13 protein-coding genes and 2 tRNA genes are annotated in these 11,806 nt (G+C 68.5%); 13 read left to right on the top strand and 2 right to left on the bottom strand.

Annotation, left to right across the window (positions count from 1 at the left end; genetic code table 11):
• The coding region (locus VGV06_15030; protein ID HEV2056459.1) for a nitroreductase family protein at positions 1–1,029 on the top strand (1,029 nt) is incomplete at its 5' end.
• Positions 1,030–1,041: 12 nt separating this feature from the next.
• On the opposite strand, the gene VGV06_15025 is transcribed toward VGV06_15030, so the two are convergent.
• Positions 1,042–1,611 carry a histidine phosphatase family protein gene (locus tag VGV06_15025; GenBank protein HEV2056458.1) on the bottom strand — a complete coding sequence of 190 codons (570 nt, stop codon included), beginning with the start codon at positions 1,609–1,611 and terminating at the stop codon, positions 1,042–1,044.
• The gene (locus tag VGV06_15020) at positions 1,611–3,653 is read right to left on the bottom strand and encodes a molybdopterin-dependent oxidoreductase (GenBank protein HEV2056457.1); all 2,043 of its coding nucleotides are present in this window, start codon (positions 3,651–3,653) and stop codon (positions 1,611–1,613) included. The genes VGV06_15025 and VGV06_15020 overlap by 1 nt, the downstream gene beginning before the upstream one ends.
• A gap of 84 nt (positions 3,654–3,737) precedes the next feature.
• Between VGV06_15020 and VGV06_15015 the strand changes: the two genes are divergently transcribed.
• The 12 genes from VGV06_15015 (at position 3,738) to VGV06_14960 (ending at position 11,800) form a co-directional block, all read left to right on the top strand.
• The gene (locus VGV06_15015; protein HEV2056456.1) at positions 3,738–4,880 is read left to right on the top strand and encodes an alanine--glyoxylate aminotransferase family protein; all 1,143 of its coding nucleotides are present in this window, start codon (positions 3,738–3,740) and stop codon (positions 4,878–4,880) included.
• Between the two features lie 352 nt (positions 4,881–5,232).
• A complete protein-coding gene (locus VGV06_15010) occupies positions 5,233–5,859 on the top strand; it encodes a histidine phosphatase family protein (GenBank protein HEV2056455.1) in 627 nt (208 codons plus the stop codon).
• Between the two features lie 14 nt (positions 5,860–5,873).
• The gene (gene hisZ / locus VGV06_15005) at positions 5,874–7,196 is read left to right on the top strand and encodes an ATP phosphoribosyltransferase regulatory subunit (protein HEV2056454.1); all 1,323 of its coding nucleotides are present in this window, start codon (positions 5,874–5,876) and stop codon (positions 7,194–7,196) included.
• Complete coding sequence (locus VGV06_15000) at positions 7,189–8,520, top strand: adenylosuccinate synthase (protein ID HEV2056453.1); 1,332 nt, start codon at positions 7,189–7,191, stop codon at positions 8,518–8,520. The genes hisZ and VGV06_15000 overlap by 8 nt, the downstream gene beginning before the upstream one ends.
• A 77-nt stretch (positions 8,521–8,597) precedes the next feature.
• Entirely contained in the window at positions 8,598–8,798 is a 201-nt protein-coding gene (locus VGV06_14995) for a hypothetical protein (GenBank protein HEV2056452.1), read from the top strand.
• Positions 8,777–9,058 (top strand): type II toxin-antitoxin system PemK/MazF family toxin, encoded by a 282-nt coding sequence (locus tag VGV06_14990; GenBank protein ID HEV2056451.1) that lies wholly within the window; start codon positions 8,777–8,779, stop codon positions 9,056–9,058. The genes VGV06_14995 and VGV06_14990 overlap by 22 nt, the downstream gene beginning before the upstream one ends.
• Positions 9,049–9,124 (top strand) — tRNA-Lys (locus VGV06_14985). The genes VGV06_14990 and VGV06_14985 overlap by 10 nt, the downstream gene beginning before the upstream one ends.
• 99 nt (positions 9,125–9,223) lie before the next feature.
• Positions 9,224–9,571, top strand: a complete 348-nt coding sequence (locus VGV06_14980; GenBank protein ID HEV2056450.1) for a cupin domain-containing protein — start codon at positions 9,224–9,226, stop codon at positions 9,569–9,571.
• 110 nt (positions 9,572–9,681) lie between these two features.
• Positions 9,682–9,760 (top strand) — tRNA-Glu (locus VGV06_14975).
• Between the two features lie 18 nt (positions 9,761–9,778).
• The gene (locus VGV06_14970) at positions 9,779–10,000 is read left to right on the top strand and encodes a hypothetical protein (protein HEV2056449.1); all 222 of its coding nucleotides are present in this window, start codon (positions 9,779–9,781) and stop codon (positions 9,998–10,000) included.
• Positions 10,001–10,013: 13 nt separating this feature from the next.
• Complete coding sequence (locus VGV06_14965) at positions 10,014–10,532, top strand: cyclic nucleotide-binding domain-containing protein (GenBank protein ID HEV2056448.1); 519 nt, start codon at positions 10,014–10,016, stop codon at positions 10,530–10,532.
• The gene (locus VGV06_14960) at positions 10,529–11,800 is read left to right on the top strand and encodes a hypothetical protein (GenBank protein ID HEV2056447.1); all 1,272 of its coding nucleotides are present in this window, start codon (positions 10,529–10,531) and stop codon (positions 11,798–11,800) included. The genes VGV06_14965 and VGV06_14960 overlap by 4 nt, the downstream gene beginning before the upstream one ends.
• Positions 11,801–11,806: the final 6 nt, after the last annotated feature.

Below are 11,806 nucleotides of genomic sequence, written 5' to 3'. Positions count from 1 at the left end.
ACGCTGATCCTCTCCGCCATCTACTGGCGCAACACCTGGAAGTACCAGGCGCGGGGCTACCGCCACCTCTTCTGGGACTCGGGCAGCATGCTGTCCAACCTGCTCGCCGCCGCGACAGCGCTCGACCTGCCCGCGCGCACGATCACCGGGTTCGTGGACCTCGAGGTCAACGGGCTGCTCGCTCTCGACGCCGAGAAGGAAGGCGCGCTCCTGATGGCGCCCGTGGGCGGGCAGGGGAGGCCCGCTCCGGTGTCTCCCGTCATCGCCGCGATCACGCCCGAGGTGATCCCGCTGTCGTCCTCCGAGGTGGACTATCCGCTGCTTCGAGATGCGTATGAGAACTCATCGCTCGACGGCGAGAGCGAGGTGCAGGCCTGGCGGGAGGCGTCGTGGCAGCGGCGGTCCTTGGCGGGCGCCCTCGTGGCGCTGCCCACGCCGCGCCCGTCGGCGGGCCGCGCGCTCGCTGAGACCATCATGGCGCGCGGCTCCACGCGCCAGTTCTCCGGCGAAGCGATCGACGCAGGCGATCTCTCGACGGCTCTGTGGCATGCCACGCGGGGCTGGCCCGCCGATGCGCCCTGGGGCCTCGTGGATCTCTATCTGACCGTGCACGCGGTGGACGGGATAGAGCCCGGCGCCTACGCCTACCGTCCCCAGTCCCACGCGCTGGAGTTGATCAAGCGGGGCGATTTCCGTGAGCGGTCGGCGTTCCTCTGCCTCGACCAGTCGTTGGGCGGGATGTCGAGCGTGACGATCTTCTTCCTCGCGGACCTCGACGCGCTCCTCGAGGCGTACGGCAACCGCGGCTATCGCCTGGCCAATCTCGAGGCGGGACTGATCGGAGGGCGCCTCTACCTGGCCGCCTACGCCCAGCGCTTCGGCGCGACCGGCCTGACCTTCTACGACCGCGACGTCGTCGACTTCTTCTCTCCCCACGCCGAGGGCAAGGACGCCATCTTCGTCACGGCCCTCGGCCGCTCGGTCAAGGGCCCCGCGCAATCGCCGGCGCCTCTGCAGATCAAGCGGTGAGACGGCGCGCGTTCAGTTCTGGGTCACGTCGGCGGGTTTGACGCGTCCGGCGACGGTGAAGTCGCCCCCGCGTGGCGTCAGGACGATCATTTCGCCCTCAGCGGGGTAGAGGCCCGTCAGCGCCGTGATGTTGACCTGGTGGGTGACGAGGATGAGCGCGCCGCCGCGGTGACGGCTGACCAGCTCGCGCACCGCGCCCGTCTGGCCGGCCTCGCGCTCGCGGTTGCGGAAGAAGGAGTTGAGCGGGAGCCACGGCTTCGCCATGCCGAAGGCCAGCGTGGCCGTGTCGAGGCAGCGGCACCAGACGCTCGAGCGCACGTCGTCCACCGTGATGCCGCGCGCTCTGAAGGCACTGCCGATGCGCCTGGCGTCGTCGCGTCCCGAGGGGGAGAGGTTGCGCTGGGTGCTGCAGTCCTCGAGGCGCATGGTGTCCGGGTCGCCGGCCGTAGAATCCGTTGCCGCGTGGCGCATGATCACGACCTGGCCGCCTGACTTGAGGAGAGCCCACAGCGCCTCGCTGGCCTGGGCCTGGGCGGGAAGCGCCAGGAGCGCCAGGGCGAGGACCCCTGCGCGAGGGAGCATCACGCGGGAATCGGACGCACCTCGACGCGCGCCTCGTAGGCGGACTGGCCGCCCGGGATCCGCGGGTCGAGACCGTCGCTGGCCTCGGGCTCGAGACACGCCTCGCCGCTCGTCAGCGTGTTGAGCCCCGGCCAGCCGTCGCGCGCCCACAGCACGCCCGGCAGGACGTCCTCGGTCACGCGGGCGACAGCCTCGAAGCGGCCGCGCTGATTCACGAGCTCGATCCGGCCCCCGGCGGTGATGCCGCGGGGCAGGGCGTCGGCGGGATGAATCCAGACCTCCGCGTGAGGCTCAGCCCGGACAAGCATCGGCAGGGCGCGGCCGTTGTCGTAGAAGGAATGGAAGGCCGTCAGCACGCGACCCTGGCGGAACTCGAGCGGGAAGCCGGCTGAATCCGGCTCGGGCGGCGTGTAGTCGGGGAGGGGCGGGAGGCCGAGGGATTTCGCGCGCTCCGAGTAGAACTCGACCTTGCCCGATGGGGTCGCGTAGCCGCCCTCGCGGTACGGCACGTGGGCGAGCTTGCTCCTCTCCGCCATGCCGCCCAGCTCTCGGAGCCGCGCCACGGTGAGCGCTCCGTCTTGCTGAGGGGCCAGCAGCGCGTCCATATACTCCTCGAGCGAGCCCCAGGGGAAGAATTCCTTGATGGAAAGCCGCTCGGCCAGCTCTCTGAGCACCGGAATCAGGGGCCGGCACTCCCCGGCGGGCTCGAGCGCCCTATCCATTAAGTACAGGTGGGTGGCGGTCTCCTTGATTCCCAGGTCCTCCAGCCAAACTGTCCCAGGCAGGACGATGTCCGCCACGCGCCTGATCGTGTCGTTGGCGAAGATGTCGTAGGCCACGATCAGGCCCACGCGCTCGAGGTCCCGCTCGATCGCGCCCGCGTCCGAGAACGAGTTGAGCATATCGGTTCCGGCCGTGAGGAGCACGTCGAGGCGTCCGTCCTTGATGAGGCGCGCGATCGAGGCCATGTGGCTCGGCACCCAGGGGCCCGCGGGGCGGCGGTCGAGGGCCGTCAGATCGGCGAAGTGATCTCCCGTGGGGAAAGATCGGTGGCGCGGGCCGAAGCCGCCTCCCGCCATGCCCAGCTGGCCCGTGAGCGCGGGCAGGGTGGCGATGGCGCGTCCGGGCTGCCAGCCGTGCCGGTGCTTGTACATGCTGGCGCCGCCCACGATGATCATGGCGGGCTTGCTCGTCGCGTACTCGCGCGCGAGCCTCTTGATGTCTTCCGCCGCGAGCCCCGTCTCCGCCGCGGCCCATTCGGGAGTGAAGCGCTCGAGGTGCTTCGCGTACGCCTCGTAGCCCACCGTCTGCCGCGAGATGAAGTCGCTGGCCACGAGACCCTCGGCGACGATGACGTGGGCCATGGCCAGCGCGAGCGCGGCGTCGGTGCCTGGGCGGATGAGCCATGTCTCGTCGGCGTGGCGCGAAGCCTCGGCCCGCCTCACGTCGATCGCGACAACGCGCGCCCCCCGCCGCCGCGCCTCGATCAGATGCGGCGCGGTGGTCGGGTGGCTCGCGAGGTTGGCGCCCCAGAGGATGACCTGGCGCGAGTGTGCGGCCATGTCCTCCTTGGTGTTCGCCTCGATCACTCCAGTGAGCGCCAGCCCGTAGGCGCCCATGGCCCAGCAGACGATGGCCGGGTTCCAGACCTGCATGCCGCCCAGGTGGCCGAAGCGCATGATGAGCGGCCGGTTGATGCCGGTGACGTGGGCGCCGTGGCCGAACCAGAAGCCGACGCGCTCGCGCCCAGTCGCGTCGATGGCGGAGAGGATGCGGTCGAGCGCGTCGTCCCATGAGACGGGCCGCCAGCGGTCCTCGCCGCGCCTGCCGTCGCGCACGAGCGGCTGGGTCAGCCTGAGCCCGTTGTGGGGGATCTCGGCTGCGGCTCTCCCGCGAATGCAGAGGAAGCCCCGGCTGTCCGGATTGTCCTGGTCGCCCTTGACGCCCAGCAGCCGGCCCTTCTCTGACACCTCCACCAGCATTCCGCAGTAGGTCGGGTGGCAGTTCATGGGGCACATGGTGCGGACGGTCCGAGGCGGCATAGCCGAAATCATACCTCTCCGTTGCCTCGGGCGCGCGCCTTCTGTTAGTGTGGGATGAGCGCGCACACCACAGGAGGAAGCCGCATGAAGAAGTACCAGTTGATGGCACCCGGGCCGACGCCCGTCCCGCCCGAGGTTCTGCTGGCAATGGCCCGGCCGATCATCCATCACCGCGCCGCGGAGTACGACGCGCTCTTTCTCGAGGTGCGCGAAGGGTTGAAGCGCCTCGTACAGACTCGTGAGGACGTCTTGACGCCGGCGTGCACCGGCACCGGCGCGATGGAAGCGGCAGTGGCGAACACGCTCTCGGCCGGGGACCGCGTGATCGTGGTCAATGCCGGCGCGTTTGCGCAGCGGTGGCTCGCGCTCTGCAAGGCCTACGGCCTCAACGTCGTCGAGCTGGAGGCGCCCCACGGCGACACCGTCGCGGCTGAGCGCGTCGCCCAGTCGCTGAGAGAAAACAAAGACGTCAAGGCCGTCCTCGTCCAGCACAGCGAGTCGTCCACCGGTGTGCTGCACGACGTGCGCGGGTATGCGCAGGCGACCAAGGCCACCGACGCGATCCTCGTTGTGGACGCCGTGTCGAGTCTCGGCATTGCCGACGTTCCGATGGACGCCTGGGGCATCGACGTCGTCGTCTCGGCGTCGCAAAAGGGGCTCATGCTGCCCCCCGGTCTCGGACTTCTGGCGCTCAGCGACAAAGCCTGGGCGGCGGCCAAGCGGTCCACACTGCCGAAGTACTATCTCGACCTCTCCGAGGAGCGGAAGTACGCGTCGAAGAATGAGGCGCGCTTCACGCCGGCGGTCTCGATCATGGTCGGCCTGCGCGAGGTGCTCCGCATGATCGCCGAGGAGGGCCTGCCGAACGTCCTCCGCCGTCACGACCGGCTCTCGCGCGCCACGCGGGCCGGCGTCGAGGCGCTCGGTCTCACGCTCTTCCCGAAGACCACGCCGAGCCCCGCGCTCACCGCTGTAGAGGTTCCGCCGGGAGTGGATGCAGACCGGGTGGTGGAGCGGTTCGCGACCTCTCACAACATCACGATCGACGGCGGCCGCGGCCCGACGAAGGGCAAGATCTTCCGCATCGGCCATATGGGCTATGTTGACGACTTCGACATCACCACGGCGCTGGCCGCCCTCGAGCAGGTGCTCCACGAGCTGGGCCAGCCCGTGGACTTCGGCGCCTCGCTCGGGGCCGCCCAGAAGGTTTTCGTCGAGCGGGGGTAGCCGCGGTCCAAAGCCCTACGCTGCATTCCGCATGGGCTTCGGCGAGTTGATCTTCAATCTTGACCGCCTCATCTTTGAGCGCCCAGGGCGCTATGAGTTCCGGCTCTTTGCGGGCGATCGGCATGTTGGCGGCGTGGTCTTCACTGTGATACAAATAGATGAGCGGTAAGGAGGTTCACATGAGCGATAAGCGTGTAGCGTCCTCCTCGAACGGGGCGTCCCGAGTTGAGGTGGTGAAGAAGCCGTTCATGCTTCCAAAGCCGGTTCCGGCGACCCCCAAGAAGTAGCCCGGAACACCCCCCTTGCTGTTGGCGGAAATGCCGCCCACCTGCGGTAAGATAGACGCTTGGCCATGTCACTGAGACTCCTGCTCCTACGTCACGGGGAAACGGCCTGGAACCGGGAACGCCGGTACCAGGGCTGGACGGACACCCCTCTATCCGCTGAAGGCCTTTTGCAAGCAGAGGCCGCCGCCCGCGAGCTCAAGGAGCACGCCTTCGCCGCCGTGTACGCAAGCCCGCTCCGGCGCGCGCGCGACACGGCCGCGGTGATCGCGGCGCCCCACGGCCTCGCGGTGGAGACGGACCCGGCCTTCAAGGAGCTCGGCTTCGGCCAGTGGGAAGTCCTGACGCTCGACGAGGCGCGGGCAGGCTTCCCCACCCTCTATGACGGCTGGGCCAAGACGCCGCACCTGGTCTCGCCGCCCGGCGGTGAGAGCCTCCTCCAGGCGCGCGAGCGCGTGCTGGCGGGACTCGAGCGGCTGCGCGCCGGGCATCCCGATGCGGTCGTCTGTCTCGTCGCCCACGGCATCCCCGTGCGCATCCTGATCCTGGAAGCGCTCGGGCTCGGGCTCGAGCGCATCTGGTCGCTGCACTCGGCGCCGACGGGCATCTCGGAGCTCGAGTTCCGCGACGACTGGACGGCGCTACACCGCATGAACACCCTCGTCCACCTCGACGCCGTCCCGGCGGGCCGGTAAGAAACGGATTCACTGTGGACCGCAAGATCCAGCAGACCCAACTGCCCAAGGGCGCCAAGATCTACCTGCCCGACGAGGCCGCGCAGAAGCGGCGCGTCGAGGCGGAGCTACTCGGCGTCTTCCGCAAGTGGGGCTACCGCGACATCGTCACGTCCGCGTACGAGTACTTCGACGTGCTCGCCCAGGGGACGGACCAGGAGCTCCAGGAGCGGATGTTCACGATGGTGGACCGCGAGAGCGGCCGGCTCCTGGCCCTGCGCGCCGACGTGACGCCGCAGATCGCGCGCATCGTCGCCACCCGGATGCGCGAGGAGCCCAAGCCCCTGCGCTTGGCCTACCTGACCAACGTCTTCCGCTACGACGAGCCGCACGTGGGGCGCTACCGCGAGTTCTACCAGGCGGGCGCGGAGCTGGTCGGCCTACCGAATCCAGAAGGCGACGCCGAGCTGATCGCCATGACGGTGGAGGGGCTCCGCGCGCTCGGGCTCGAACGATTTCAGCTGGACGTCGGGCAGGCGGATTTCTTCCGCGGCATCCTGGAAGACCTAGGCGCCGACGAGGTCAAGGCGCGCGAGTTGCGCTCGGCCCTCGGCCGGAAGGACGTCTCCGCGCTGGAGCGCATCGTGGCGGGGCTGGGCGCCCCCGCGACCGTGGGTGAGCTCCTGCTGGCGCTGCCGGGCCTCTACGGCCGTGGCGATGTCCTCGAGCGCGCCGAGCGCCTCGTCAAGAACCCGCGCTCAGAGGCGGCGCTCGCCAACCTGGCGGAGGTGTACCGGCTGCTCACCGTCTACGGCCTCGCCGACTCGGTGCTGCTCGATCTGGGCGAGGTCAGCGGCTTCGACTACTACTCGGGCGTGCACTTCGAGGCCTACGTCTCCGGGCTCGGGGCGCCGTTGGCGGGCGGCGGCCGCTACGACCACATGCTGGCGCGCTTCGGCTACGATTGCCCCGCCACGGGCTTCGCCTTCGAGGTGGGTCGCGTGCTCCTGGCGATCGAGAGCCAGGGCGCGGCCGGCCCTGCGCCGGGTCCGGACTTCTTCATCATCGACTTCACGGCCGACAAGACCCGCGCGTTGGCTCTGTCGCGGCGCTTAAGGGACCTCGGAGCGGCAGTGGCGAGGGACATCCTGAGCCGCGGGCTCGACGCGTCGCTCGCCTACGCGCGGCAGCAGCGCGCCCGCTGGGCGCTCGTGATCGGCGAGCCGGGAGCGGACGCCGAGCAGGTGCGGGTGATCCAGCTGGACGGCAAGGGTGGCGACAGGCGCGCGGCGGCGGCCGAGATCCTGGCCGACCCCGCCCGCCATTTTCCGGACATGGGAGGTACGCGTCATGCCTAACATCGTGATCGTCGGAGCGCAGTGGGGTGACGAGGGCAAGGGCAAGGTGGTGGACGTCATCACGCCGCACTTCGACGTGGTCGTGCGCTACCAGGGCGGCAACAACGCCGGCCACACCGTGGTTGTGGGGCGCGAGAAGTTCGTGCTCCAGACCATCCCCTCGGGTATCCTCCACCCCGGCCGCCGCAACATCATCGGCTGCGGCGTGGTGGTCAACCCGGCGTCCCTCATCGACGAGATGGAGTCGCTGGTCCAGCGCGGCGTCTCGCTCGACGGCAACCTCTTCATCTCGAAGAACGCGCACGTGGTCATGCCGTACCACCCGGCTCTCGATCGTGCCAGCGAGTCCAAGGCCGGCAAGCACCGCATCGGCACCACGGGCAAAGGCGTGGGCCCGGCCTACGCCGACAAGACCGGGCGCGTGGGCATCCGGATGGCCGATCTCCTCGACGAGCGGCTCTTCCGCGAGAAGCTCGAGTACAACGTCAAGCAGAAGAACCGCCTGCTCCGCGAGATCTACGACGCCGAGAGCTTCACCGTGGACGGCATCCTCGGCCCCTACCTCCGCTACGCCGGGTGGCTCGCGCCCTACATCACGGACACGGCGCTCCTGCTCCACAACTGGATGGAGGCGGGCTCCTCCGTGCTCTTCGAGGGCGCGCAGGGGACCATGCTCGACCTCGACCACGGCACGTACCCGTTCATCTCGCCGTCGAGCGCGACGGCGGGCGGCGCGTGCACGGGCTCGGGCGTGCCGCCGACCAAGATCGACGGCGTCATCGGCATCTCCAAGGCCTACTGCACGCGTGTGGGCGGGGGACCGTTCCCGACGGAGCTCCGCGGCGAGATGGCCGACCTCCTGCGCACGCGCGGCAAGGAGTTCGGCTCGGTGACGGGTCGGCCGCGCCGCTGCGGCTGGGTCGACGCGATCGGGCTCCGCTACGCGGCGCGCATCAACGGGCTCGACACCCTGGCAATCACAAAGCTCGACGTCCTCGACACCTGCGACACGGTCAAGATCTGCGTCGGATACAACTACGATGACGAGGTGCTGACAGACTTCCCCGAGGAGGAGCGCATCTGGCACGAGGCCGAGCCCGTGTACGAAGAGCTCTCGGGGTGGAAGACCTCGACCGCGGGACTGCGCGACTACGAGGACCTGCCGACCAAAGCCCGCGAGTACCTGGCGCGGCTGTCCGAGCTCTGCGGCGTGGGCATCTCGCTCATCTCGACGGGCCCCGTGCGCGACGAGACCATCCTGGTCAACGACTCGACGCTCACCCGCTGGATCCCGGGCCTCCGCTCCTCGCTGCCGCCGCACTAGGCTGTCGGTGTATCCAATCGGCGACACACGCGCCCAGCTTTGACATACGTACGTCGCCTGCGTATGCTGTGAACGTCATGCTCCCGAAGGAGACGGTTCGTCGGAACCCCAGCCGTGTCACCAATGAAGGGGCGAAGCGCGTCGTCCACGAGCGCGACCGCACTCAGATCAGGCGGCTTCTCAAAGAAGGTGCCCAAGAGCACGCGGCACGGGACTTGGCTCTGGCCAAGGAGTGGTTCAGCGTGGACGAGCAGGCATGGCAGGGGCGGCGGAGGTAAAGAGGCCGCGGAGGGGTGACGTCTACCTGGTCAACTTCGACCCGACGATCGGGGCCGAGGTGAAGAAGACCCGTCCTGCTGTGGTGATCCAGAACGATATCGGGAATCGTTGGAGCCCCATCACCATCGTCGCGGCGATGACGTCGCGGTTTGAGGATCCGCTCTATCCGACGGAGGTCCTGGTGAGAGCGTCGGAAGGGGGCCCTCCTCCTGAGTCTCGGTCTTGTGACGGTGTGAAGAAGGATCGCGTGAGCCGTTAGCTCAGTTGGTAGAGCACCTGACTTTTAATCAGGGGGTCGGTGGTTCGATCCCACCACGGCTCACCATTGACTTCACCCGTCGCACGGTGGGACCCTTTGGCCAACGGAAGGAGGGGCGCATGAAGCCGAACAAGCTGATGGGCGGGAAGGCGAAGACCTCCTGAGATGGCGACCGCCGAAAAGGGCGTCAAGGACTCGAGCGGGCTCTACGAGGTCGAGCGGCGTGCGCGGCACGCCGAGCGGCCGGGCTTCAGGATCTCGGAGCTCCAGATCGGCCCGAAGCAGCAGGTGCCGTGGCACTACCACACCACGGTCCAGGACACTTTCTACGTCCTCGAAGGCAGGCTCCGGCTCTTCCTGCGCGACCCGAAGGAGGAGATCAGGCTCGGCCCGGGGGAGACGTACGCGGTCCGCCCCGGTCGGCCGCATCTCGTGACCAACGGGGGCGACACCTCGGCGACCTTTCTCGTGCTCCAGGGGATCGGCGAGTACGACTACGTCCCGCTGACCTGATCCATCGCTCGTTCCGGCTTCGAATCCCACCTCGGCGAGCCCCAACTTGTCATCCCTCGGGGGCTCTGCTACTCTGAACCATTGGTTTCGCAATGTGTCACAGAGGTTTAGACCCCGTCGTCTAGCCTGGCCCAGGACGCGACCCTTTCAAGGTCGAGACCGCGGGTTCAAATCCCGCCGGGGTCACCATCTGATCCAAGGGGGCGTATGGATCCTCAGGGTTTCCGCGACCTGGTCGGGCGGATCATGATTGATCCAGACTTCTTGGGCGATCTTGTGCGCGACCCTGTGGCGGCCCTGGCAGAGTTCACGCTGTCGGCCGATGAGCGCAACACCGTGCTCCAGGCCGTGGGGCGGGCGGGCGAGGCGCCGACTGCCGAGCGCCTCCGGGCCGTCAAGGCAGTGATGATGAAGCGCTGGGCCATGTAGGGCGGATACGACCCTGGCCAAGCCGGCCGACATCGCCTTTCTCCGCCAGGTCGACCTCCTCCGCGACCTGGATGAAGCGCAGCTCGTCGCGCTCTGGCCGCGCCTCCGCGAGCGCCGGCTCCGCAAGGGCGAGGTGCTGTTCCGCGAGGGCGACCCCGGGGAGGAGATGTTCTTCATCCGCTCGGGCGCCATCCTGGTCTCCAAGAAAGTCAGCGGGCGCGTCGAGCAGATACTGAACCGGTTCGAGTCCGGCTCGAGCTTCGGCGAGATGAGCATCTTCGGCGACGAGCCCAAGCGCACGGCCACGATCCAGGCCGACGTCGAGACCTCCCTGCTTGCCCTCGACCGCGAGAGCATCAACAACTTCATCAGGGACAATCCGCGGGACGCCGCCCAGTTCTTCCAGGAGATGGCCCGCGTGCTGATCCGCCGGCTCGTGCAGTCGACCGACCTCGTGCGAGAGGTGACGCGCTGGGGCCTCGAGGCGACGGGCCTGGACGCCGAGCGCAAATCGGGGGGGCCGCCCACGTGAGCGAGCCCGTCCCCAGCACGCAGACGGGCGCCCCCGGCACCCAGCAGCGGCGCCCGCCCGCCATGCTCAACCTCCTCGTTCGATCGGAGGACGGGGAGAGCTTCGAGATCCGGGAGATCACGAGCCCGGCCGCCTACCTCCAGCTCCGCCCGCAGCGTCTCCCCGACGAGCAGTGGGAGCTGGCGCAGCTGCCGTCGGGCGTCCCGGGCACCAAGCGGTACGTCCTCAAGAGCCGCCGGACCGAGAACTATCTCGCGCTCGACGACGAGGAGCGCTTCCTCTGGGAGCAGATGGACGGCCGCGTCAGCATGCAGGACATCGCCGTCGCGTACGTCATGCGCTACGGTTCGTTCGACTTCGAGAAGATCCCCCAGCTCATCAGCAAGCTCCTGCAGGCCGATCTGCTGACGCTGCGCCCGATGAACACCCTGCGGGACATCCTCGAGCGCAACAAGCGGAACCCGGCGGCGCGGGCGATGGTGGCGACGATCCACGCCATCGAGCGGCTCAACGTCTCGAGCCGGCGGTGGAACGATCTCTTCGAGCGGATCCACCGCTGGGGCGGCTGGCTTATCTTCACGCCGGCGGCGGTGATCGGGCTCGCCGTGCTGACGGGCTTCGGCATCCGGTCGCTGATCCATCTCTGGACCGATCTGGGGGCAATCACCTCGGCGCTGGAGCACCACGCCATCGTGGCGATCATCGCGCTCCAGCTGGTCTTCTTCGTCACGGTCGCGCTCCACCAACTCGTGCACGCGCTGGCCTGCGTCCACTACGGCCGCCGCGTCAAGGAGGTAGGCTTCATCATCCACCACATGGTCGTGCCGACGTTCTATGCGGACGTGACCGACCTTTTCATGGCCTCGCGCCGCGCGCGCGTCGTCAACGCGCTGACGGGGCCGACCGTGCACCTCGTGCTGGGCCTGCTCGGCGTGATCTGGGCCGATGCGCTCAGTCCGGGCTTGCTCCAGGCCTGCGTCGCCGTCTCGGCCGTGCTCCAGCTGAAGTCCTTTCTCATCTGCATCTACCCGTTCTCGTTCCTCGAGATGGACGGCTACCACGTCCTGGAGGACGCGGTCAGCATGCCGCGCCTGGCGCAGGAATCCTTGCAGTTCGTGCGCGGCATGCTCTGGAAGCGGCTGGCCACGGGCCGGGGATTCCGCCGGCAGGAGTTTGTCTACCTCTCCTACTTCGCGCTGTCGCTACTCTCCGTCGTTGGCGTCATCGGCTTCGACGTCTGGCTCATCCTCACCGCCAAGCACGCCTAGACTAGA

Source organism: Candidatus Methylomirabilota bacterium (assembly GCA_035936835.1).
In the GTDB taxonomy this organism is placed as follows: domain Bacteria; phylum Methylomirabilota; class Methylomirabilia; order Rokubacteriales; family CSP1-6; genus AR37.
This window is presented reverse-complemented; position numbering and strand designations above follow the sequence as displayed.